Annotated in this window: 15 protein-coding genes; 1 reads left to right on the plus strand and 14 read right to left on the minus strand. The window is 52.6% G+C overall.

Annotation, left to right across the window (positions count from 1 at the left end; translation table 11 throughout):
• Positions 1-3 precede the first annotated feature (3 nt).
• A complete protein-coding gene (gene ftsX / locus K0T92_RS09410; protein WP_219872211.1) occupies positions 4-921 on the minus strand; it encodes a permease-like cell division protein FtsX in 918 nt (305 codons plus the stop codon).
• A complete protein-coding gene (gene ftsE, locus K0T92_RS09415; protein WP_219872212.1) occupies positions 911-1,597 on the minus strand; it encodes a cell division ATP-binding protein FtsE in 687 nt (228 codons plus the stop codon). The genes ftsX and ftsE overlap by 11 nt, the downstream gene beginning before the upstream one ends.
• A gap of 309 nt (positions 1,598-1,906) precedes the next feature.
• On the opposite strand from ftsE, the gene K0T92_RS09420 reads away from it, so the two are divergent.
• Positions 1,907-3,406: a VanW family protein gene (locus K0T92_RS09420; RefSeq protein ID WP_219872213.1), complete on the plus strand. Its 1,500-nt coding sequence runs from the start codon at positions 1,907-1,909 to the stop codon at positions 3,404-3,406.
• Between the two features lie 574 nt (positions 3,407-3,980).
• Here K0T92_RS09420 and argH read toward each other — a convergent pair.
• The 12 genes from argH to K0T92_RS09480 all read right to left on the minus strand — a co-directional run bounded on the left by argH (position 3,981) and on the right by K0T92_RS09480 (position 24,800).
• A complete protein-coding gene (gene argH / locus K0T92_RS09425; RefSeq protein WP_219872214.1) occupies positions 3,981-5,396 on the minus strand; it encodes an argininosuccinate lyase in 1,416 nt (471 codons plus the stop codon).
• A gap of 42 nt (positions 5,397-5,438) precedes the next feature.
• Positions 5,439-6,677: an argininosuccinate synthase gene (locus K0T92_RS09430; protein ID WP_219872215.1), complete on the minus strand. Its 1,239-nt coding sequence runs from the start codon at positions 6,675-6,677 to the stop codon at positions 5,439-5,441.
• A gap of 33 nt (positions 6,678-6,710) precedes the next feature.
• Complete coding sequence (gene argF, locus K0T92_RS09435; RefSeq protein WP_219872216.1) at positions 6,711-7,667, minus strand: ornithine carbamoyltransferase; 957 nt, start codon at positions 7,665-7,667, stop codon at positions 6,711-6,713.
• 22 nt (positions 7,668-7,689) lie between these two features.
• Positions 7,690-8,904, minus strand: a complete 1,215-nt coding sequence (gene argD, locus K0T92_RS09440; RefSeq protein ID WP_219872217.1) for an acetylornithine transaminase — start codon at positions 8,902-8,904, stop codon at positions 7,690-7,692.
• Positions 8,905-8,923: 19 nt separating this feature from the next.
• A complete protein-coding gene (argB, locus tag K0T92_RS09445) occupies positions 8,924-9,712 on the minus strand; it encodes an acetylglutamate kinase (RefSeq protein WP_219872218.1) in 789 nt (262 codons plus the stop codon).
• A 34-nt stretch (positions 9,713-9,746) separates the two neighbouring features.
• Complete coding sequence (gene argJ / locus K0T92_RS09450) at positions 9,747-10,988, minus strand: bifunctional ornithine acetyltransferase/N-acetylglutamate synthase (protein ID WP_219872219.1); 1,242 nt, start codon at positions 10,986-10,988, stop codon at positions 9,747-9,749.
• 93 nt (positions 10,989-11,081) lie between these two features.
• Positions 11,082-12,131 carry an N-acetyl-gamma-glutamyl-phosphate reductase gene (gene argC / locus K0T92_RS09455; protein WP_219872220.1) on the minus strand — a complete coding sequence of 350 codons (1,050 nt, stop codon included), beginning with the start codon at positions 12,129-12,131 and terminating at the stop codon, positions 11,082-11,084.
• Positions 12,132-12,275: 144 nt separating this feature from the next.
• Entirely contained in the window at positions 12,276-13,199 is a 924-nt protein-coding gene (locus K0T92_RS09460; RefSeq protein ID WP_219872221.1) for a YitT family protein, read from the minus strand.
• Positions 13,200-13,299: 100 nt separating this feature from the next.
• A protein-coding gene (gene prfB / locus K0T92_RS09465; RefSeq protein ID WP_219872222.1) for a peptide chain release factor 2 occupies positions 13,300-14,413 on the minus strand; the annotation gives its coding sequence in 2 pieces (ribosomal slippage) (positions 13,300-14,340 and positions 14,342-14,413; 1,113 coding nt in all).
• A gap of 55 nt (positions 14,414-14,468) precedes the next feature.
• Positions 14,469-16,982, minus strand: coding sequence for a preprotein translocase subunit SecA (gene secA, locus K0T92_RS09470; RefSeq protein ID WP_219872223.1), 2,514 nt, complete (start codon positions 16,980-16,982; stop codon positions 14,469-14,471).
• A gap of 146 nt (positions 16,983-17,128) precedes the next feature.
• Positions 17,129-17,674 (minus strand): ribosome hibernation-promoting factor, HPF/YfiA family, encoded by a 546-nt coding sequence (hpf, locus tag K0T92_RS09475; protein ID WP_219872224.1) that lies wholly within the window; start codon positions 17,672-17,674, stop codon positions 17,129-17,131.
• A gap of 175 nt (positions 17,675-17,849) precedes the next feature.
• Positions 17,850-24,800 (minus strand): hypothetical protein, encoded by a 6,951-nt coding sequence (locus K0T92_RS09480; RefSeq protein ID WP_219872436.1) that lies wholly within the window; start codon positions 24,798-24,800, stop codon positions 17,850-17,852.
• Positions 24,801-24,902: the final 102 nt, after the last annotated feature.

Here is a 24,902-nt window from a genome sequence, read left to right on the forward strand (position 1 = left end):
CACCTACACTTTCAAATATCTGCGCACCGATAAGATGCTGCCCCAAACTCCAATCAACGTTCCAAGCACGATAAGCGGCACCGATACGATCAAGCTCGCTTCTTTAATGGTTACAAGCTTGAACATCATGAGACCCAGCTGGTACTGGGATACTTCAATAAGCTGATAATAGCCGACAAACAACAGAATCACCGTCAGCACAGAGCCGATAATGCCGATCAGCGCTCCTTCTATGAAGAAAGGCCAGCGGATAAAGTTGTTGGTTGCACCGACAAGCTTCATAATGCCGATCTCACGCCGACGGGCCAGAATTGTGATCTTGATCGTCGTCGAGATGAGGAATATCGCAGTAACCGCGAGTCCCAACACAATGACAATGCCGATATTGCGAATCGCATCTGTAACTTTAAAGATCGTCTCGACCGTTCCCTTGCCATAGTTGATGTCTGTGATGGGCACCGATTGATCCGACTTATTGAGAGCTTCAATCTTCTTCGCGGCAAAAGCGATCTTCTGCGGTTCAAAGACCTCGACCGTGAATGAATCAGGCAGAGGATTATTGCTTTCATTGAAGCCGTCCAGCAGCTCAGCGCCGTCCTCGCCGATACTTTCCCTGAGCAGCTCAATCCCCTCGGACTTAGGCACGAATTCAACCTTGCTAACTTCCGGAATATTGCCGATTTCTGTTTTGAGCTGATCGATCTTGGCCTGCTCTGTCCCAATCTTCAGGAACACGCGAATTTGCACCTGGCTCTCTATTTGATCCGCCAGCATGTTGACATTCAGTGCCATCAGCAGAAATACGCCCAGTATAAACAGCGAAATACCTATTGAGCTGATCGAAGCAAAGGACATCCAGCCATTGCGGATAATATTGAAGACGCCTTCCCTTATATGTCTGGCAAAGGTACTAAATTTCATAGCCGTACTCCCCTCTTGCTTCGTCGCGGGCGATGAGACCGTTCTCGATCGCAATAACGCGTTTGCGGAGGGTATTCACAATCTCTCTGTTATGTGTAGCCATAACAATTGTCGTTCCCCGGAAATTGATCTCTTCCAGCAAATTCATGATTCCCCATGATGTCTCCGGATCCAGATTGCCTGTAGGCTCATCTGCGACGATGACGGCAGGGTTGTTCACGATTGCTCTGGCGATCGCCACACGCTGCTGCTCGCCGCCGGACAGCTGTGCCGGAAGGCTGTTATGCTTATTCCGCAAGCCTACCAGCTCCAGCACCTCCATGGTACGCTTCTTGATGATGCGCCGCGGCGCTTCAATGACTTCCATGGCAAAGGCGATGTTCTCGTAGGCGGTCAGCTTGGGAAGCAGCCGATAATCCTGGAAAATAACGCCGATATTACGTCTGACGTACGGAATCTTGCGCGGCTTGAGCTTGCCTATATTAAAACCATTAACGGATATTTGCCCCTTGGTGGGCACTTCCTCACGATAGATAAGCTTCATAAAAGTGGATTTGCCCGCTCCGGACGGACCGACCAAATATACGAATTCATTGCGGTCTATAACAACAGAAACACCGCGCAGGGCATGTGTACCGTCCGCGTACGTTTTCCATATGTCTTGCAGTTCAATCACATTATCACATCCTGTAAATAGTCAGCCATATCACATCCTGTAGATAGTCAGCCATTCTTAATTCGACAGAAACTCATGAAATCCTCTACCAAAGCCCCAGTTTCTTCATTTTTCATATTATCGTCCATGTTACAGAACGCCACTTTAGAAGTACTCCTTCGCTATTTTTCGACAAATGTTCGGATTATTTATTGACGAAATCGTGTTATCAAGACGCTTATCCGAAAAATTCACAGCGAAGAATTAACATGGTTATTGCCTTCGCATGCATATACATGTAAGAATCGCAGGCCAGGGGTGATGATGCACTTGAAAAGGTCGTACTATGTGTGGATAGTGGTTGCGGCGTTGCTGTTCGTTGGCTTGGCGGGCTGGAGATACATATGGGTATATGCCAGCAAGGATACGATACCCGGCGGTGTCGTGCTGCAAGGACGCAGCGGTATGGAGGACGGATCTGTCTCACTGGGGAGCAGTACAATCTTTGCAATTGGCGGTCTGACGATCGACGCTGCGCTGGAGCAAATTCAGCATCGAACCGATGCACTTCGCAATCTTAAGTTCACTCTGCAGGCGAACGGGAAGAAACAAAATAAAACATGGACACTAAGCCAGCTTGGCGTTCACATTGATACGAAGGATGCTGCGGCTGTCATCTCGAAGCTAACTGCCGGCAATATGTGGGATAGACTGCAGTACAGACGGCAGTTCCCTGCCAACATCCACTTCGAATTGCGCTGGAATAAAGAACAGTTCAAAAAGCAGGTTCGCAGCGTATGGGGAATGTTGGATGCGAATGAGCCTGTTAATGCGACACGGACGATCACTTCTGATGAGAGGATCGTGTATACGCCCCATCAGAATGCATACCGGCTGGATATGAATCGATTATTGATCGAGGCACAGACAGCGCTGGAGAACGCTGCAGCCGAGCAATGGGGAGCAGCCGGGGAGGCAGCAGACATCGTACTTCCCCTCCCGCTCAGGACCGTTCAGCCCAATGTGACACTGGAGCGCCTCAAGTCAGAGGGCATCGAGCGGAAGATTGCCTCCTTCACAACCGACTTCAGCTCAAGCGGCAAAGGACGCACCTACAATGTAAGCATGGTTGCCAAGACACTGAACGATTGGCAGCTCGCACCGGATGAGGTATTCGATTACCGCAAAGTAATCTCATTGACAAGGGACAAATACGGCTTCCGTGAAGCGCCCGTCATCTTGAATGGAGAACTGGTGCCGGGAATCGGCGGCGGGATCTGCCAGGTGTCAAGCACGCTGTACAATGCGGCACTGTTGGCCGGGCTTGAGATGGTCGAGCGTCGCAATCACTCTCTCCCCGTATCCTATCTGCCCAAAGGCCGGGATGCGACCTTCGCGGAGGGAGCGATCAATTTCCGGTTCAAGAATACAACTGGCAAGCATGTCATTATTCGCACCTCGACAAGCGGACGCAAGCTGACCGTTATGCTGTTCGGAACGCTGCCGCACAATATCAAATATAAGATTCAATCTGCAACGGTTAAAGTGATTGAGCCGCCGGTTAAAGAGATCCCGTCCTCCATCGTTCCTGCTGGCGAACGTCTGCTCATGAAGACCGGCAAACCCGGCTATATTATCGAGACGTACCGCATTGCCCTGCAGGATGGCAAAGAAGTCTCCCGCACCAGAATTTCCCGCGATACGTACAAAGCTCAGCCAACGGTATACAGTATTTCGCCAGAGCATTCCGGTCCGAGAGCGATAAAGAGTGAGGATGGCCCCGGCAGCCGGAAGCAGCTGCTGGAAGATGGCGTCCGTTCAGAGGATTGAGAAACGGCCTATACAAAGGAAATCTCAACTCCCACTTTAAGAAGCTGTGCGATGTGGACTGCCTGCGATCATGGGATTGCCCACGTACTCTCCGCCAGAGGACGATCCGTCATTCAAACGCCGAGGTATGCGAGATGCTGAATACGAGATGGGAGACTCGAGATTCGAGCTAGGCGAAACATGCGAAACGGCAGCCTTTTTCTCATTTTTGACCCCCTGAAGGTGAAATTCCTGCCAGCGTGCAGGCATTTCACCTTCATTTCCCCTTATCGGCCGATTTTTTCTCAAATTCATGCTTCATCGCAGGAATATCACCATTATGGCGTCTTGTAACCGAAAATTCATGCACATTCGCAGGCTTCTTCCTCTGTCACTCTGCCTTCAAAACACTGGGAGAAGAGGTTATCCAGAAAGTCGTTTGGTGATTTTTCACAATCCCCCACTAAGTCCCCATATATAACGAAAAGATGCTTCCAGTTCCACTTTTTAGTGGTTTGGAGGCATCTTTTAACATTATTCGGGACTGAATTATTGGATATTGGACTTTTCGGATAGCCCCTATATGGACATGCTTCTATTGGCTGCGCTCGATATATTCCGCTGTCCAGGCCGCGGTCTGCTGGAGCTCGCTCTCGGCGCGTCCGATTGCTTCGGCAACCTGAGAACGGGCAGTTCCGCCATATACGTTGCGGGCGTTAACGACCTGCTCAGGCTGCAGCACCGCGTAGATGCTGTCATCAAACAGCGAGGAGAATTGCTTGAATTCCTCCAGCTTGAGATCCAGCAAATATTTGCCCTGCTGGATGCAGTACAGCACCGTCTTGCCGATCACCTCATGCGCCTGGCGGAACGGAAGCCCCTTGCCCACGAGGAAGTCTGCAATGTCTGTCGCGTTCGAGAAATCCTGATTCACAGCCTGACGCATCCGATCCTTGTCTACTTTCATCGTAGCGATCATAGGCGCAAACAGCTGAAGTGCGCCCTGCAGTGTGCGTACCGTATCGAACATGCCTTCCTTGTCTTCCTGCATGTCCTTGTTGTACGCCAGCGGCAGTGACTTCAATACAGTCAGCAGGCCAACCAGATTGCCGTACACCCGTCCTGTCTTGCCGCGGACAAGCTCCGGCACGTCCGGATTTTTCTTCTGCGGCATAATGCTGCTGCCTGTGCAGAAGGCGTCATCCAGCTCCACAAAATGAAATTCTGTGCTGGACCACATAATAAGCTCTTCGCTCAGGCGCGAGAGGTGCATCATAATGATCGATGCATGGGAGAGAAACTCAAGGATAAAGTCGCGGTCACTTACCGCATCCAGGCTGTTCTCATACACCCGGTCGAATTTGAGCTGGCTGGCTACAAAGTGGCGGTCGATCGGGAAGGTAGTTCCTGCCAGAGCGCCTGCTCCCAGCGGCAGCATATTGATACGTTTGTAGCTGTCCTGCAGGCGCTCGATATCGCGCCCGAACATCGACACATAAGCCATCAGATGATGGGCGAACAGTATCGGCTGCGCGCGCTGAAGGTGCGTATAGCCCGGCAGAATCGTATCCAGATTCGCTTTAGCCTGCTCTACAAGCGCGGATTGCAGCTTATGCAGCAGCCCGACGAACTCAACGACACGCTTGCGAAGATAGAGATGCATATCTGTCGCGACCTGGTCGTTGCGGCTTCGTCCGGTATGCAGCTTCCCACCGACTGATCCGATATCGTCGATCAGCGTTTTCTCGATATTCATATGAATATCTTCATCCGAGATGGAAAATTCAATATCGTTGCGTTTAATCCGCTGCAGCACCCGGTGAAGGCCTTCCTTGATTGTATCCACATCTTCCGCAGGCAGAATGCCCTGCTTGCCCAGCATCGTTACATGCGCCAGGCTGCCCTGAACATCTTCCTCGGCCAGCTCCTTGTCAAACATGATCGATGCTGTATATTCCTCTACCAGCTGGTCGGTTTTTTTCGTAAAACGTCCGCCCCACAATTTGCTCACTGAAGGTACACTCCTTTATTCGCTAACGCGCTTGCTGCTTGTCTATTGCTTTTTGCTCTGCTCGACGCCCGACGATACTTTCAAGCGCAGTGCATTCAGACGGATAAAGCCAGTTGCATCGCCTTGATCGTAGGCTTGGGAAGGATCGGCCTCCATCGTAGCAATATCCGGATTGTACAAGCTGACCGGACTCTTGACGCCTGCGCCGATAATATTCCCTTTGTACAGCTTCAAGCGGACTACACCGCTGACATTCTTCTGGCTTTCCGTCACGAGCGCCTGCATCGCAAGACGCTCCGGCGCGAACCAGAAGCCGTTGTATACAAGCGTTGCATATTTTGCAATCAGTGAATCGCGCAGGTGCATGACCTCACGGTCCATTGTGAGCGACTCCATTTTGCGATGTGCAGTGAATAGAATGGATCCGCCCGGAGTCTCATAGACGCCGCGGCTCTTCATCCCTACGAAACGGTTCTCCACCATATCGACACGGCCAATGCCGTGCTTGCCGCCGAGATCATTGAGCTTCTCCATCACTGCAAGCGGGCTGAGCTTCTCACCGTTGATCGCTACACAGTTGCCCGCTTCAAACGTCAGCTCGATATACTCGGCTTGATCCGGAGCATCCTCAGGAGATACGCTCAGAACGAACATGTCCTTGTTGGAATCCGCGCTTGGATCAAACCATGGATCTTCCAGCATACCGCTCTCAAAGCTGATATGAAGCAGGTTCCGGTCCATGGAATACGGCTTGGCAGCCGATGCTTGTACAGGAATGTTATGCTTCTCGGCATAGGCAATCATCTCTGCACGGCCCGGGAATTCCTCTCGGAACTGCTCGCTGCGCCATGGCGCGATCACTTGAATATCCGGCGCAAGCGCAGCAGCCGTCAGCTCAAAGCGAACCTGGTCATTGCCCTTGCCTGTTGCGCCATGCGCAATCGCCGTTGCGCCTTCAGCGCGGGCAATGTCTACCATCCGCTTCGCGATCAGCGGGCGGGCAATCGATGTGCCAAGCAGGTATTGTCCTTCATACAGGGCTCCGGCCTGGAACATCGGGTAGATGAAATCTTGTGCGAATTCGTCGCGCAGATCATCGATATACACCTTGGAAGCTCCGGTTGCAAGCGCCTTGGCCTCCAGACCGTCCAGCTCATCCTTCTGTCCGATGTCTGCGGTGAATGCGATAATTTCCGCATCATAGGTTTCTTTCAGCCATTTGAGAATAACGGACGTATCCAGACCGCCCGAGTATGCAAGTACGATTTTTTCCTTAGCCATCTCTGTTTCAAGCTCCTTCATATGAATAATAAGTTACATAATCGCTGCCATAATAGCCTTTTGCGCGTGCAGACGGTTCTCCGCCTGGTCGAAAATAACCGATTGCTTCCCGTCGATAACGCCTTCGCTCACTTCTTCGCCGCGGTGCGCAGGCAAGCAATGCATGAACAGGTAGTCCCTCTTCGCGTATTTCACCAGATCCTCGTTAACCTGATAGTTGGCAAACGCGATCTCGCGGTCCTTCTGCTCGGCCTCAAAGCCCATGCTGGCCCATACGTCGGTATAAATAATATCCGCATCCGCCACAGCTTCCTTAGGATCGCGGCAGATATGGATCTGTGATCCCGTCTCAGAAGCATTGTCGCGGGTCTGCCTGATGATATCCTCGTCCGGCTCATAGCCTTCAGGCGTCGCTACAGACATGTTCATGCCCAGCTTGGCAGCACCCATCAGAAGGGAGTGCACCATATTGTTGCCGTCGCCGATATAGGCGATCTTCAGTCCTTCAAGGCGCCCCTTGTGCTCAAGCACCGTCTGATAATCAGCAAGCGCCTGACAAGGATGCGACAAATCCGTCAGTCCGTTAATAACCGGAACGGTTGCTCCGCGGGCAAGCTCGATCACGGTACGATGCGCATACGTACGGATCATAATCCCGTCCAGGTAACGGGAAAGCGTCTGCGCGGTATCCCATACCGTCTCTCCCCGGCCGATCTGAAGATCGTTGCGGCTCAGGAACAGCGCATGTCCGCCAAGCTGATACATGCCGACTTCAAAGGAAACGCGGGTGCGGGTTGAAGATTTCTCGAAGATCATCCCCAATGTCTTGCCTTGCAGCGGGTGGTAGATCTCTCCTGCCTTCTGCTTCTGTTTCAATGCGATAGCAAGCTCAATCAGATAGCGGACTTCCTCCGGCTTATAATCAGCTAAAGCGATAAAGTCCCGCCCTTTCAAATTAAGGGCCATCTCTTCATGTAAGATAGATTGCATCTATTCAAACTCCCTTCTCTCGTTATTGTGCCGTTGCTGTTCTCTCTGCAAACATCGCAGCCAGTATCCCTACAGCCTCATCAATTTCTTCGCGTGTGACGAGCAGATTAGGAAGCAGACGAATGACATTCGGCCCAGCGGTTATGACAAGCAGTCCCCGCTTCTGGCCCTCATTGATAAAAGCTCCGACAGGCTCGGTGCAGGCAATGCCGACAATTAGACCTCTGCCGCGAACTTCCGTTACAAGCGGATGACCGGCAAGCTTCTCGCGAAGCTGCCCGATCAAGTAATCTCCCATCTCTGCCGCACGATCCGCAAGCTTCTCGTCTACGATCGTCTCGATGGTAGCCTTCACAGCTGCCGTCGCCAGTGGAGTTCCGCCGAAGGTAGAGCCATGGCTGCCAGCGCTGAACGCCTCGACAAGCGGGCCTTTCGCCAGCATCGCGCCAACGGGAAAGCCGCTTCCCAAGCCTTTGGCCAATGTGAAAATATCCGGCTCTATGCCATAGTGCTGGAATGCGAACAGCTTGCCCGTGCGGCCCATGCCTGTCTGAATTTCATCAATAATAAGCAGCAGGCCATGCTCCTTGCACAGCTTCGATATATGCTGCAGGAATGCAGGCTCAACAGCATGTATGCCGCCCTCCGCCTGGATCAGCTCCAGCATGATCGCCGCTGTTTGGTCCGTAATTGCAGATTCCAGTGCCGGAATATCGTGCAGGGGTACTGTAACAAAGCCTCCCGGAAGCGGGGAGAAGCCTTCCTTGACTTTGTCCTGTCCTGTAGCTGTCAATGTCGCCAATGTCCGGCCATGGAAGGACTGCTCGAAGGTGATGATCTCGCAGCGGCCGCTGCCGATTACCTTCTGATGATAACGGCGGGCAAGCTTGATCGCCGCTTCATTCGCCTCCGCGCCTGAATTGCAGAAAAACACGGCATCCGCATGGCTGTTGTCTGTCAGCAGCTTGCCCGCAGCTTCCTGATTCGGTATGTGAAACAGATTGGATACATGCCACAGCTCATCAAGCTGCTTCACGAGCGCTTCCTTGATGCGATCAGGCGCATGGCCCAGATTCGTAACCGCAATCCCGCTCATAAAATCCAAATATTGATTCCCTTGGTCATCCCACAGCCTGCTTCCCTTCCCCTTTACAAGGGTAAGCGGAAATCTTGCATAGGTCGGAAACAGCGAGCTTCCAGCCCCTTGCTGCGCTGCTGCTTTGTTGTTATCGCTCATTATATCGTCACCTCTTCCATCATGCTTGCACAATGCGTGTGCCGATGCCGCCTTCCAGCACCGCCCGGCTGAGAACGTTCGGCTCGTCGCCATTAACAATGATGACCTCCCGAACGTTCCCTTGAATGCATTGAATGGCTGCGCGAACTTTGGGAATCATGCCGCCATAAATCTCGCCGCTCTCAATCATCGCTTCAATCTCTTCCACGGTAACAGCAGGGAGAACACGCTTCTCGCCATCAATTGTCTTCAGTATGCCCGGCACATCGGTAACGACAATCATCCGTTCAACTCCCAGATGAGAAGCAACCGCGCCAGCGGCGGTATCCGCATTGATGTTGTAACGCTGTCCTGCCTCGTCGATGCCGATTGGCGCGATGACCGGAATATACCCCATGCCCATAACACCTTCGATAATCTCGGCATTCACATCTGTGACATCGCCGACAAAGCCGATTTCCGCTGCATTGGCAACCGGCTGCGCCATAATCAATTGTCCATCCACGCCGGATAAGCCGAGCGACTTCGCGCCGCCCTGCTGAATTTTGCGGACAATCTCCTTGTTGATCCGTCCTGCAAGCACCATCTCAACGACATCTAGCACCTCTTCGCTCGTCTTGCGAAGCCCGTTCACAAAGCCGCTCTCGATCCCAAGCTTCGTCAAGGTATCCGATATCGCAGGCCCGCCGCCATGTACGATAACGGGTTTGACGCCACTTTCCTGCAAGCCCCGCAGGTCGGCAAAAAAAGAAGCCGGCAGCGCCGCAAGCGTACTGCCGCCGCATTTCATGACAAACCGTTGCTCCATATTTGTTTCGTCCCTTTCATCCGTTCCTGTATCCTTACGTCCGGTACGCCGCATTAATGCGGACGTAGTCGTACGTCAAGTCGCAGCCCCATGCTGTGGCCGCGCCGCTGCCCATATGTAAATCAACGTGAATAACGACCGTGTCGCCCTTCAAATATTCAAGCGCCGCATCCTCGTCAAATCCGATCGGACGCGACTGCTGCAGTGTAACGATGTCGCCTAGGCGGATATCCACTGTCTCGGGATTAACCGGCTGCCCTGCCCGTCCAACAGCTGCAATAATTCGGCCCCAGTTGGCGTCAGCGCCAAACACCGCCGATTTCACAAGCGAGGATCCGATTACCGTCTTGGCAATCGCCTTCGCTGCCTCGTCCGATACCGCTCCCCGCACCTGAACCTCTACAAGCTTCGTTGCGCCTTCTCCGTCACGGGCAATCGCCTTCGCCAGCACTTCGCACACATAGCGAAGTCCGGCTGCGAATGCTGCCCAATCAGGGTGCTCTGCGGTGAGCTCCTCGTTGCCTGCAAGACCGCTGGCCATTGCCACGAGCATGTCATTCGTGCTTGTATCCCCATCCACGGTAATCATGTTGAAGGTAAGATCGGTTGCCTGGCGCAGCAGGCTGTGCAGCGCTTCGCTGCCAATAGCGGCATCCGTTGTCACGAATCCGAGCATTGTCGCCATATTGGGATGTATCATTCCCGAGCCCTTGGAGGCGCCCGCTATATGAACGGTCCGGCCATTGACTGTAACGGACACGCATACTTCTTTCTTCACCAGGTCGGTGGTCAGAATAGCTTGGCAGAAATCATCCGCTGCTTCATAGCTGTCCGCCAGCTTCGACGGCAGCTCCGCGATGCCGCTGCGAACGCGATCCATCTTGAGATTCTCGCCGATGACGCCTGTCGAGGCTACGGCAACATGCTCCGGCGCCACGCCGATCGCTGCAGCGAAGCCGCTCCTCATCTCGTAAGCGTCAGCATCGCCCTGCTTGCCCGTGCAAGCATTGGCATTGCCGCTGTTCACGATGACAGCGCGCAGCACTCCGCCTGCGCCGATGCTCTCGCGCGTCACCTGAATCGGCGCCGCTTGGAATACATTCGTCGTGTAGACGCCAGCCGCCGTCGCAGGCACCTCACAAACAATCGCGCCAAGATCATGGCGCGTCGTCTTCTTCAAGCCGCAGTGCAAGCCCCCTGCTTTGAAGCCTTTGGGCGTTGTAACCGAACCCTCCGGCACAACCGAGAAGGCTGCTTCAATGTTCCCCTGTCCCATTTTACAATCGAGTCTCCTTCTTTATATAAATAGCGATCGCTCATAATGGCTTGATCTGCCCGCCGCCAGGCCAAATAAACGGCATTAAACCTATTAAGGATACATCGGCACAAATTGAAGTCCCAGCGTCTCGTCCCAGCCCATCATCAGATTCAGGTTCTGTATCGCTTGACCAGCAGCGCCTTTGACCAGATTATCGATAACAGACACAATCGTAACCCGGCCCGTTCTCTCATCCACCGAGAAGCCGATGTCGCAATAGTTGGAGCCTGATACTTCTTTGGTAGCCGGCCATGTGCCCTCGCTGCGGACACGAACGAAACGGCGTCCCTCATAGTAATTGCGGTACAGGGAAACGAAGTCCTCTGCGCTGTAGCCGCCTTGAACCGATGCATACATCGTGCTCATTATTCCGCGTGTCATAGGGACCAGATGTGTCGTGAACGTTGTCAGAACCGGCTTGCCGGCCACATCTGTCAGCACCTGCTCGATCTCCGGGGTATGCTGATGCTTGTTTATTTTGTACGCCTTGAAGTTCTCGTTAATTTCCGCATAATGAGTGCCGAGATTAGCTCCGCGTCCTGCCCCGGAAACGCCCGATTTGGCATCGATGATAATCGTTGAAGGATCAATATAGCCCGCCTTCACCGCCGGTATCAGTCCCAGCAGCGTAGCTGTCGGGAAGCAGCCCGGATTAGAGACCAGATCGACGCCGCGCACCGCATCTCCATACACCTCGGCAAGTCCGTACACCGCCTGATCGAGATACTTCTGCTCAGCCGCTTCTTTCTTGTACCACAGCTGGTACTGCTCGCGCGATTTCAGACGCAAGTCGCCCGAAATATCGATGACGCGAAGCCCGGCATCCAATAAGGAAGGCACAAGCTTCGACGCAATGCCTGCCGGTGTTGCTATGAATACAACGTCCGCTTTGCTCTTAATGAGCGCCGCATCGACGTCATCCAGCAAATCAGTACGTATTTCAGTTAAATGCGGGTATCCCTCCGCGATTGGCGAGCCTGCGCTCGAGGATGAAATGACAGAGGTCACTTCAACTCCGGGATGGCTGGCCAGCAGCCGAATGAGCTCAACACCGCCATATCCGGTAGAGCCGATAATTGCTGCATTCACTTTCGAACTCATACTTGTCTCTCTCCCATCCGTTAACTTCCTAACTATCCATTTTACACGAACCAGAGGGCAGAAGAAATAGCCTGTTTAATGTATTATTATACATGTTCATTAATATAAATTCAACGCATAAATCATATTCTATCCCTCCCCGCCTCAAGGCAGCTTGAATCCTTCTCCGAGCACCTCCGCCGTATCACTAATAATTACAAAAGCGCCCGGATCGACGGATCGCACCAGCTGCTTGAGCTTGGATACCTCTCCTTGGCCCACCACAACCATCAGCACACGACGCTCCTGGCCCGTATATCCGCCGTGTCCGTCCAAACTTGTCAGCCCCCGGTCCAAATCATGCAGTACCGCTTGCGTAATGTCATCAGGCCGGCAGGAGATGATAAAAGCTACCTTGGACAGCGCCAGACCCGTCTGGATGAAATCAATGGTTTTGCTCGTCACGAACAAGCCTATGAGCGCATAAAGCGAGACCTCCGGAGAGATGAGCACTCCCGCTGCAGCAATAACCAGCCCGTCGAAGCAGGCTACAGCCAAGCCCAATCGTATGCCCGTATAGCGGTGAAGCAGCTGCGCAGCCAGATCCAGTCCGCCTGTTGAGCCCCTGCCTCGAAATACAAGCCCTAAGCCGGCACCAACACCCATGCCCCCATAAATCGCAGCAAGCAGCGCATTTTCTGTCAGGGGCGGCCAATGCGAGGTGAGCAGCACGAATAGCGGCAGCACAAATGAGCCAAGCGCGGTCTTCAGCGCGAAGCGCTTGCCCAGCAGCCACAGGCCAAGCAGAAACAGCGGCACATTGAATGCCCACTGAATAAACGCAGGCTGAATGCCGGTTAGCCGGTTCACCAGTATAGAAACCCCGGAAACACCGCCGGATGCGATTCCAAGCGGAACCAGAAACACATTGAAGCTTACAGCGATGAACAGTGAGCCTGACAGCAATAGAATGACATTTATGACCGCTTGCACACGGGGGCGGGGCTCTCTCCTGTGATTGCTGCTGCGGCTTCCCCTCTTCTCTTCCTGAAAATACTGCAATTCCGCTTTATCCCGGCTATCCGACATCGATCTGCTCACCTTTCCTGAACCAAAAAAAGAGTTCCCACACTCTATCAGTGTAGGAACTCTTCCCCTTCGCTATGCATCCGCTTAGCGTTATCCTTATTTATGCTTGTTCAGAACGAATCTGGCTCCGCAAATAACCGTCGATGAAAGCATCGAGATCGCCGTCCATAACTGCGCCGACATTACCGGTCTCCACCGATGTGCGGTGATCCTTCACCATACTGTACGGATGAAAAACATAGGAGCGAATCTGGCTGCCCCAAGCGATATCCGACTGCTCTCCACGGATTTCTGCCAGCTGCTTCTCCTGCTCCTCGATCTTGCGCTCGTAGAGCTTGGAGCGGAGCATCGTCATAGCGCTCTCGCGGTTCTGAATTTGTGAACGCTGCGTCTGGCACGCTACAACGATACCGCTAGGAATATGGGTAATCCGAATGGCCGATTCCGTCTTATTAATATGCTGACCGCCGGCACCGCTGGCCCGGTAGGTATCAATCTTCAAGTCCTCCGACCGAATCTCGATCTCGATATCATCCTGAATCTCCGGCATAATATCGCAGGAGACGAATGACGTATGCCTTCTTCCCGAGGAATCGAATGGCGATATCCGGACAAGCCGGTGTACGCCTTTCTCCGCCTTGAGATAGCCATAGGCATTGTAGCCTTTGACAAGAATGGTCACGCTCTTGATGCCCGCTTCATCTCCCGGCAAATAATCAAGCACCTCGACCTTGAAGCCATGCTTCTCCGCCCATCTTGTATACATCCGGTAGAGCATCTGCCCCCAATCCTGCGACTCTGTCCCGCCAGCGCCCGGATGAAGCTCCAGTATAGCGTTCAGCTTGTCGTAAGGCTGGTTAAGCAGCAGTTGAAGCTCGAATTCACTTACATTGCGGACAAGCTCCTGCACACTGCTCGCAATGTCCGCTTCCAGCGCTTCGTCCTCCTCTTCCTCTGCCAGCTCCAGCATCGTCTGCAGATCATCCTGGCTGGCCGTAAGCCGCTCATATTGCTCGACGACAGATTTGACCGCATTCAGCTCGGAAATCGTGCTCTGCGCCCGGTCGTTATCATCCCAGAAGTCGGGCGCCGTCATTTTTTCTTCGTAGTTCGCGATCATTTCCTGCTTGAGATCTAAGTCAAAGAGACCCCCTTAAATTTTGAAGCCGCTTCGCCATCTCACGCAGGTCTTGCTTTACAGATACATCTATCATGACTATCGATTCACCTCAACATATTGTTCTGCCCTACTCTATGCGGCGAGCAGGACTATTGTCCGTGGCACTGCTTGTACTTCTTGCCGCTTCCGCACGGACACGGATCGTTGCGTCCCACGCGCTCCTCGCGTTTGACAGGACGCTTGGCCTGCGGCTCGCTGCTTCCGCCGCCACCGGACTCGGTCTGCCCCTTGGCAACTTCCTGGCGCTCCAGATTGCTCTCTACATGCGCCTTCATAATATATTTGGTAACTTCTTCCTGGATGCTGTCGATCATTTCCTTGAACATCTCGAAGCCCTCGAACTGATACTCGCGCAGCGGATCGGTTCCTCCGTATGCACGCAGGTGAATACCTTGACGCAGCTGATCCATTGCATCGATGTGATCCATCCACTTGCTGTCCACGGCACGCAGCACGACGACCTTCTCGAATTCGCGCATTGTCTCAATGCCGATCTCTTCTTCCCTGCGGTCGTACAATTCAATCACTTTATTATAGAGGTAATCCGTAATCTCTTCGACTTCCTTGCCCCACAGGTCATCCTTCGTAATCATTCCCTCATGAAGGAATGTGCCCTGCGCATAATCAACAATTTCCTGCAGCTCCCAGTTCTCAGGAACCTCGTCGCTCGGACAGTGAGCAGCTACAGAGCGCTCGATAACCGGCTTGATCATCTCAAGCACAACATCACGAATATTCTCGGAGTACAGCACTTCACGGCGCTGCTTATAGATGATTTCCCGCTGCTGGTTCATCACATCATCGTACTGAAGGACGATTTTTCGCTGGTCGAAGTTGTTGCCCTCTACCCGCTTCTGTGCAGACTCAATAGCGCGTGTAATTAGACGGCTCTCGATCGGTTGATCCTCATCAAAGCCGAGGCGCTCCATCATGCCCATAATATTGTCAGAGCCGAAACGGCGCATTAATTCATCTTCCAGCGACAGATAAAATTGAGATGAACCAGGATCGCCTTGACGTCCGGCACGTCCACGGAGCTGGTTGTCAATACGGCGGCTCTCATGCCGCTCTGTACCGATAATGTGAAGACCGCCCGAAGTCGGGACGTTATCCCCCAGAAGAATGTCGGTACCACGGCCAGCCATGTTAGTGGCGATAGTAACGGAACCCTCTTGCCCGGCACGCGAGATGATCTCGGCTTCCTCAGCATGATATTTCGCATTGAGAACCTTATGGGTGACGCCGCGCTTCTTCAGCATATCAGACAAGCGCTCCGAATTCTCAATGGAAACCGTACCGACAAGCACCGGCTGGTTCTTCTTGTGACGCTCCACAATCTCTTCAACGACCGCTTTGAACTTGCCATTCTCCGTCTTGTAGACAACATCTGCGATGTCATTACGAATCATCTGGCGGTTCGTTGGCACTTGAATAACATCAAGACCATAAATTTTCTTGAACTCTTCTTCCTCCGTCTTCGCCGTACCGGTCATCCCGGCCAGCTTGCGGTACATACGGAAATAGTTCTGGAAGGTGATCGTTGCAAGCGTCATGCTCTCGTTCTGAACCTTGATCTGCTCCTTGGCTTCAATCGCCTGATGCAGACCATCGCTATAACGGCGTCCAGCCATCAAACGGCCTGTGAACTCATCAACAATGACAACTTCATCTTCCTGTACAACATAGTCCACGTCGCGCTTCATTATGGCATGCGCTTTGAGCGCTTGCTGAATATGGTGATTGATCAGTACATTGGCATGATCAAACAGATTCTCAATGCCGAAAGCCCGTTCTGCCTTCGCCACGCCCTCTTCAGTAATCGTAACAGAACGGAGCTTCACATCGATCGTATAGTCCTCATCCTGTCTCAAACGGCTGACAAAGCGGTCTGCGGCAAAATACATTTCCGTTGACTTCGCAGCTTGTCCCGATATAATAAGCGGCGTACGCGCCTCATCAACCAGGATGGAGTCCACCTCGTCAATGATAGCAAAGTATAGCGGACGCTGAACCATCTGTTCCTTATACAGAACCATATTGTCACGCAAATAGTCGAAGCCGAATTCATTGTTTGTTCCATAAGTGATGTCGCAAGCGTATGCTTCCTGCTTCTGCGCATGTGTTAGTCCATGCAGATTGCAGCCGACAGTCAGGCCCAAAAATTCATACAGCACGCCCATCTGTTGGCTGTCCCGCAGTGCCAGGTAATCATTGACCGTGACAACGTGGACGCCCTTGCCCACAAGCGCATTCAAATAAACGGCAAGCGTAGCGACAAGCGTCTTACCTTCACCTGTCTTCATCTCGGCGATCTTGCCGTCATGAAGCACCATACCGCCTATGAGTTGAACATCGTAATGCCGCTTGTCAAGCACCCGCTTGGAAGCTTCACGAGTTACGGCAAAAGCTTCCGGAAGCAGATTAATTGGCTCCTCGCCTTTGGCGATGCGAGCTTTAAATTCATCTGTCTTGCCGCGCAGAGCCTCATCCGACAGCTGAGAAATTTGCGATTCCAATCCATTAATTTGTTCAACGATACGCATCAAACGTTTAATTTCACGTTCATTGGCGTCACCGAATATTTTCTTTACAAGTCCGAGCATGGTCTTCCCCTTTCGTTGTTACGCCTCTTTGCATAAATTGTAACAGTTTGCGGCATTTCCCGCAATGCAAGCGGGCTGCGGATATAAAAAGGGCGGCGCTTCGAGTAAGAAGCGTGCCCTTGTGTTTTCATGATATAAGTATTGAATTAGTCCTGCTCAATAAGTCCATATTTGCCATCACTGCGTTTATAAACGACATTCACTTCCTTGGTTGCTGCATTGGCGAACATGAAGAAGGAATGGCCAACCATGTTCATTTGCAGTATGGCTTCTTCCACATCCATCGGTTTGAGCTGGAATCGCTTCGTACGGACGACCTCCAGATCATCCTCTTCCTCCAACACCTTCACTGATGCGCCCTCTTCCTTGAAGAGAGATCGAATGCCGCTGCTCTGGCGGAACTTACGGTTCAGCTTCGTCTTGTTCTTGCGAATTTGACGTTCCAGTTTGTCCACCACCAGATCGACGGAAGCGTACATGTCCTCGCTTTTCTCTTCCGCTCTTAACATTACATTCGGAAGCGGGATCGTAACTTCAACTGCATGTTTACCTTTAGTGACGGACATCGTCACGTTAATATCGGAGGTTATTGTCTCTTCAAAATACTTTTCCAGGCGGCTAAGCTTCTTTTCGACAAAATCGCGCATCGCGTCTGTCACTTGAATGTGTTGACCTCGAATGTTGTATTCCATGGGGCATTCCTCCTTTACGTGATCTTATTATAACATAGGCAGTGAGGAAGAGACAAAACTATTTTCTGTTTTGTCAGAATATTTAGGTAAGTTATATGGACGTTTAAAAAAGGCCCTTTGGTTTCTAATATGCCGCTTTAGAAACCAAAGGGAAACCGACTAGCATCCGCTATAATTACTCCGCAATATAATCTTTCACTACACGTGTGCTTTCTTGTTTGTTTCCACGAGTAATGGAAATGTACACTTTTCCTGCAGATACGGATAATTGCTCAATCGATACATTCACAGATGATTTTCCATCTGCAACAGTCGCTGTTCCCACTGCTGTACCGCCCGTTGCTACATCGTATACCTTCACGATATCACCAGCCTGCAGGCCTGTAACCCGTACAATATCGTCAGAACCATCATTATTCAAAACAACAATATTGTTAGCCACTGGTGGAGCTGTGATCTCGGAGTCATACGCTTTAACCGTTCTTACGCTCTCCAGCTTGTCCTCGCTCTTCACGCTTACGTATACGCTGCCTGCCGTTGCTGCGATCTGCTCGATGGTGACGGTTGCTTCCGTAGCATCTTCCGCTACCGTTGCCGTTCCAATCGCAGTGCCGCCCGTTGCTGCTTTGTACACACTTACAACATCGCCTGCTGCAAGACCCGTTACTTTCACGGTGTCGTCTACACCCAGCTTGTTGTTGGCAACCGTAATGTTAGCTGCTACTGGTGCTGTCGATACCGGCTGCGTTACATACGCTTTCGCAACACGCGTGCTCTCCAGCTTGTTCGCTTTCGTTACTGTTACGTACGCGGTGCCGCCTGTTTCTGTCAGCATATCCACTTTGGATACGGTAACTTCCGTAGCATCTTCAGCAACCGTTGCCGTTTCCAGCACCGTACCACCCGTTGCTACTCCGTATACGTTCACGATGTCGCCTGCTACAAGGCCGGTTACTTTCACCGTATCTGCAGTTCCTGTTGCCGCATTGGTCACCGTAATGGCCGTTGCTGCCGGTGCTGCGCTGATCTCGGAGTCATACGCTTTAACTGTTCTTACGCTCTCCAGCTTGTCCTCGCTCTTCACGCTTACGTATACGCTGCCTGCCGTTGCTGCGATCTGCTCGATGGTTACCGTTGCGTCCGTAGCATCTTCCGCTACCGTTGCTGTTCCAACCGCAGTGCCGCCCGTTGCTGCTTTGTACACACTCACAACATCTCCTGCTGCCAGACCCGTTACTTTCACCGTATCGCTAGTGCCTACTTTGTTGTTGGCAACCGTAATGTTAGCTGCTACTGGTGCCGTCGATACCGGCTGCGTCACGTACGCTTTCGCAACGCGCGTGCTCTCCAGCTTGTTCGCTTTCGTTACTGTTACATACGCAGTGCCGCCTGTTTCTGATAACATATCCACTTTGGATACGGTAACTTCCGTAGCATCTTCAGCAACCGTTGCCGTTTCCAGCACAGTACCACCCGTTGCTACTCCGTATACGTTCACGATGTCGCCTGCTACAAGGCCGGTTACTTTCACCGTATCTGCGGTTCCTGTTGCCGCATTGGTCACCGTAATGGCCGTTGCTGCTGGTGCTGCGCTGGTCTCGGAATCATACGCCTTAACCGTTCTTACGCTCTCCAGCTTGTCCTCGCTCTTCACGCTTACGTATACGCTGCCTGCCGTTGCTGCGATCTGCTCGATGGTTACCGTTGCGTCCGTAGCATCTTCCGCTACCGTTGCTGTTCCAACTGCAGTGCCGCCCGTTGCTGCTTTGTACACACTCACAACATCTCCTGCTACCAGGCCGGTTACTTTCACGGTATCGCTGGTGCCTACTTTGTTGTTGGCAACCGTAATGTTAGCCGCTACTGGCGCCGTGGATACCGGCTGCGTCACATACGCTTTCGCAACGCGCGTGCTCTCCAGCTTGTTCGCTTTCGTTACGGTTACATATGCCGTGCCGCCTGCTTCTGCCAGCATGTCTACTTTGGATACCGTCACTTCCGTAGCATCCTCAGCAACCGTTGCCGTTTCCAGCACCGTACCGCCCGTTGCTACTCCGTATACATTCACGATGTCGCCTGCTGTTAGGCCGGTCACTTTCACCGTATCTGCACTGCCTGTTGCCGCATTGGTCACCGTAATGGCCGTTGCTGCTGGTGCTGCGCTGATTTCGGAGTCATATGCTTTAACTGTTCTTACGCTCTCCAGCTTGTCCTCGCTCTTCACGCTTACGTATACGCTGCCTGCCGTTGCTGCGATCTGCTCGATGGTTACCGTTGCGTCCGTAGCATCTTCCGCTACCGTTGCTGTTCCAACCGCAGTGCCGCCCGTTGCTGCTTTGTACACACTCACAACATCTCCTGCTGCCAGACCCGTTACTTTCACCGTATCGCTAGTGCCTACTTTGTTGTTGGCAACCGTAATGTTAGCTGCTACTGGTGCCGTCGATACCGGCTGCGTCACGTACGCTTTCGCAACGCGCGTGCTCTCCAGCTTGTTCGCTTTCGTTACTGTTACATACGCAGTGCCGCCTGTTTCTGATAACATATCCACTTTGGATACGGTCACTTCCGTAGCATCCTCAGCGCCCGTTGCCGTTTCCAGCACAGTACCGCCCGTTGCTACTCCGTATACGTTCACGATGTCTCCTGCTACAAGGCCGGTTACTTTCACCGTATCTGCACTGCCCGTTGCCGCATTGGTCACCGTAATGGCCGCTGCTGCTGGTGCTGCGCTGATCTCGGAGTCGTACGCTTTAACTGTTCTTACGCTCTCCAGCTTGTCCTCGCTCTTCACGCTTACGTATACGCTGCCTGCCGTTGCTGCGATCTGCTCGATGGTTACGGTCGCTTCCGTAGCATCTTCCGCTACCGTTGCCGTTCCAATCGCAGTGCCGCCCGTTGCTGCTTTGTACACATTTACAACGTCGCCTGCTGTCAGACCCGTTACTTTCACCGTGTCGTCTACACCCAGCTTGTTGTTGGCAACCGTAATGTTAGCCGCTACTGGCGCCGTGGATACCGGCTGCGTCACATACGCTTTCGCAACGCGCGTGCTCTCCAGCTTGTTCGCTTTCGTTACTGTTACATATGCCGTGCCGCCTGCTTCTGCCAGCATGTCTACTTTGGATACCGTGACTTCTGTAGCATCCTCAGCAACCGTTGCCGTTTCCAGCACCGTACCACCCGTTGCTACTCCGTATACGTTCACGATGTCGCCTGCTACAAGGCCGGTTACTTTCACCGTATCTGCAGTTCCTGTTGCCGCATTGGTCACCGTAATGGCCGTTGCTGCCGGTGCTGCGCTGATCTCGGAGTCATACGCTTTAACTGTTCTTACGCTCTCCAGCTTGTCCTCGCTCTTCACGCTTACGTATACGCTGCCTGCCGTTGCTGCGATCTGCTCGATGGTGACGGTTGCTTCCGTAGCATCTTCCGCTACCGTTGCCGTTCCAATCGCAGTGCCGCCCGTTGCTGCTTTGTACACACTTACAACATCGCCTGCTGTCAGACCCGTTACTTTCACGGTGTCGTCTACACCCAGCTTGTTGTTGGCAACCGTAATGTTAGCTGCTACTGGTGCTGTCGATACCGGCTGCGTCACGTACGCTTTCGCAACACGCGTGCTCTCCAGCTTGTTCGCTTTTGTTACGGTTACATACGCAGTGCCGCCTGCTTCTGCCAGCATGTCTACTTTGGATACGGTCACTTCCGTAGCATCTTCAGCGACCGTTGCCGTTTCCAGCACCGTACCGCCCGTTGCTACTCCGTATACATTTACGATATCGCCTGCTACAAGGCCGGTTACTTTCACCGTATCTGCACTGCCTGTTGCTGCATTAGTCACCGTAATGGCCGCTGCTGCTGGCGCTGCGCTGATCTCGGAGTCGTACGCTTTAACTGTTCTTACGCTCTCCAGCTTGTCTTCGCTCTTCACGCTTACGTATACGCTGCCTGCCGTTGCTGCGATCTGCTCGATGGTGACGGTTGCTTCCGTAGCATCTTCCGCTACCGTTGCCGTTCCAATCGCAGTGCCGCCCGTTGCTGCTTTGTACACACTTACAACATCGCCTGCTGCAAGGCCCGTTACTTTCACGGTATCGCTGGTGCCTACTTTGTTGTTGGCAACCGTAATGTTAGCTGCTACTGGCGCCGTGGATACCGGCTGCGTCACGTACGCTTTCGCAACGCGCGTGCTCTCCAGCTTGTTTGCTTTCGTTACTGTTACGTACGCGGTGCCGCCTGCTTCTGCCAGCATGTCTACTTTGGATACGGTCACTTCCGTAGCATCTTCAGCGACCGTTGCCGTTTCCAGCACCGTACCACCCGTTGCTACTCCGTATACATTCACGATGTCGCCTGCCACAAGGCCGGTCACTTTCACCGTATCTGCACTGCCTGTTGCTGCATTGGTCACCGTAATGGCCGTTGCTGCCGGTGCTGCGCTGATCTCGGAGTCATATGCTTTAACTGTTCTTACGCTCTCCAGCTTGTCCTCGCTCTTCACGCTTACGTATACGCTGCCTGCCGTTGCTGCAATCTGCTCGATGGTTACCGTCGCTTCGGTCGCATCTTCCGCTACCGTTGCCGTTCCAACCGCAGTGCCGCCCGTTGCCGCTTTGTACACATTTATAACGTCGCCTGCTACAAGGCCCGTTACTTTCACCGTATCGCTGGTGCCTACTTTGTTGTTGGCAACCGTAATGTTAGCCGCTACTGGTGCTGTCGATACCGGCTGCGTCACGTATGCTTTCGCAACACGCGTACTCTCCAGCTTGTTCGCTTTTGTTACGGTTACATACGCGGTGCCGCCAGCGACTGCCAGCATGTCTACTTTGGATACGGTCACTTCCGTAGCATCCTCAGCGACCGTTGCTGTTTCAAGCACCGTACCGCCCGTTGCTACTCCGTATACATTCACGATGTCGCCCGCCACAAGACCGGTTACTTTCACCGTATCTGCACTGCCTGTTGCTGCATTGGTCACCGTAATGGCCGCTGCTGCTGGCGCTGCGCTGATTTCGGAGTCATACGCTTTAACCGTTCTTACGCTCTCCAGCTTGTCCTCGCTCTTCACGCTTACGTATACGCTGCCTGCCGTTGCTGCGATCTGCTCGATGGTTACCGTTGCTTCCGTAGCATCTTCCGCTACCGTTGCCGTTCCAACCGCAGTGCCGCCCGTTGCTGCTTTGTACACACTTACAACATCGCCTGCTGTCAGGCCCGTTACTTTCACCGTATCGCTGGTGCCTACTTTGTTGTTGGCAACCGTAATGTTAGCTGCTACTGGTGCCGTCGATACCGGCTGCGTCACGTATGCTTTCGCAACACGCGTGCTCTCCAGCTTGTTCGCTTTCGTTACGGTTACATAAGCTGTACCACCCGAAACTGTAAGCATATCTACTTTGGATACCGTCACTTCCGTAGCGTCCTCAGCAACCGTTGCCGTTTCAAGCACCGTACCGCCCGTTGCTACTCCGTATACATTCACGATGTCGCCTGCTGCTAGGCCGGTTACTTTCACCGTATCTGCACTGCCTGTTGCCGCATTGGTCACCGTAATGGCCGTTGCTGCTGGCGCTGCGCTGATTTCGGAGTCATACGCCTTAACCGTTCTTACGCTCTCCAGCTTATCTGTGCTGGTTACGCTCACGTATACGCTGCCCGCCGTTGCTGCGATCTGTTCGATGGTTACCGTCGCTTCCGTAGCATCTTCAGCTACCGTTGCTGTTCCAACCGCAGTGCCGCCCGTTGCTGCTTTGTACACACTTACAACATCGCCTGCTGTCAGGCCCGTTACTTTCACGGTATCGCTAGTGCCTACTTTGTTGTTCGCAACCGTAATGTTCGCTGCTACTGGTGCCGTGGATACCGGCTGCGTCACGTATGCTTTCGCAACACGCGTACTCTCCAGCTTGTTCGCTTTTGTTACTGTTACATACGCGGTGCCGCCAGCCACTGCCAACATGTCTACTTTGGAAACCGTCACTTCCGTAGCGTCCTCAGCAACCGTTGCGGTTTCAAGCACCGTACCGCCCGTTGCTACTCCGTATACATTCACGATGTCGCCTGCTACAAGGCCCGTTACTTTCACCGTATCTGCACTGCCTGTTGCCGCATTGGTCACCGTAATGGCCGTTGCTGCCGGTGCTGCGCTGATTTCGGAGTCATACGCTTTAACCGTTCTTACGCTCTCCAGCTTATCTGTGCTCTTCACGCTTACGTATACGCTGCCTGCCGTCGCTGCAATCTGCTCGATGGTTACCGTTGCTTCCGTAGCATCTTCCGCTACCGTTGCCGTTCCAACCGCAGTGCCGCCCGTTGCCGCTTTGTACACATTTACAACGTCGCCTGCTACAAGGCCCGTTACTTTCACGGTGTCGTTGACGCCTACTTTGTTATTTGCAACAATAATGTTCGCTGCTACCGGGGCAGTCGATACCGGTTCACTAGCATAAGCTTTAGATATACGAGTGCTTTCTAATTTATTATATTTAGTAACCGAAACCTGTGCCGTTCCGCCTGTTGCCGCCAAAAGGTCTGCTTTGGATACGGTGACTTCCGTAGCGCCTCCCGGAACTGTCGCACTTTCAACGACACTACCATATACGGTTATAACGTCGCCTTCGGCTAAGCCCGTTACTTTAACAGTATCTGCGCTGCCTGTTTTTTCATTACTAATTGTAATCGCTGATGCCAGCAACGCTACAGAGGTTTCCGATAGAAAAGGCTTAGGGGTACGTGTGCTTTCCGTCATCCCATCACTTGTTACTGAGACATATACGCTGCCAGCTCCACTTCCCACCTGATCGATCTCGACAGTTACTTCCGTTCCATCTACTGGTACTGTGGCGGAACCTAACAAAGTACCCGCTGTAGCAGCGTTATACACTTTTACGATATCGCCAGCTACAAGACCAGTCACTTTTACAGTGTCTTTTACCCCCACCTTATTGTTTTCTACAGCGATCGCTGCTGCTGCAGGTGTTGATGTCGCTGCTGCATATCCAACAGCAGGGTTTACAGAAGTTAATAGCAACGATGCACTTAACAATGCGACAGGTAGGCTTAAAGACTTAGACTTAGCTTTGGAACTGGGTTTAACTTTGGATTCCGGCCACAACTTCATATGTATTCCTCCACAGTAAAAGTAATGTTCTACCATAATACTATCGGAAGAATTCTAAGGATTGTTTAGTATAATTACAGCATACAGAACTATTTTTCTAAA

Origin of the sequence: Paenibacillus oenotherae (assembly GCF_019443105.1) — a bacterium.
In the GTDB taxonomy this organism is placed as follows: domain Bacteria; phylum Bacillota; class Bacilli; order Paenibacillales; family Paenibacillaceae; genus Paenibacillus_Z; species Paenibacillus_Z oenotherae.

Bases quoted from the DNA above. Each gene is read 5' to 3' on its own strand.
- secA (WP_219872223.1), bottom strand. From the start codon at position 16,982: ATGCTCGGACTTGTAAAGAAAATATTCGGTGACGCCAATGAACGTGAA.
- K0T92_RS09480 (WP_219872436.1), bottom strand. From the start codon at position 24,800: ATGAAGTTGTGGCCGGAATCCAAAGTTAAACCCAGTTCCAAAGCTAAG.
- hpf (WP_219872224.1), bottom strand. From the start codon at position 17,674: ATGGAATACAACATTCGAGGTCAACACATTCAAGTGACAGACGCGATG.
- argC (WP_219872220.1), bottom strand. From the start codon at position 12,131: ATGAGTTCGAAAGTGAATGCAGCAATTATCGGCTCTACCGGATATGGC.
- K0T92_RS09460 (WP_219872221.1), bottom strand. From the start codon at position 13,199: ATGTCGGATAGCCGGGATAAAGCGGAATTGCAGTATTTTCAGGAAGAG.
- K0T92_RS09430 (WP_219872215.1), bottom strand. From the start codon at position 6,677: ATGGCTAAGGAAAAAATCGTACTTGCATACTCGGGCGGTCTGGATACG.
- argJ (WP_219872219.1), bottom strand. From the start codon at position 10,988: ATGGGACAGGGGAACATTGAAGCAGCCTTCTCGGTTGTGCCGGAGGGT.
- argD (WP_219872217.1), bottom strand. From the start codon at position 8,904: ATGAGCGATAACAACAAAGCAGCAGCGCAGCAAGGGGCTGGAAGCTCG.
- argF (WP_219872216.1), bottom strand. From the start codon at position 7,667: ATGCAATCTATCTTACATGAAGAGATGGCCCTTAATTTGAAAGGGCGG.
- ftsX (WP_219872211.1), bottom strand. From the start codon at position 921: ATGAAATTTAGTACCTTTGCCAGACATATAAGGGAAGGCGTCTTCAAT.
- argB (WP_219872218.1), bottom strand. From the start codon at position 9,712: ATGGAGCAACGGTTTGTCATGAAATGCGGCGGCAGTACGCTTGCGGCG.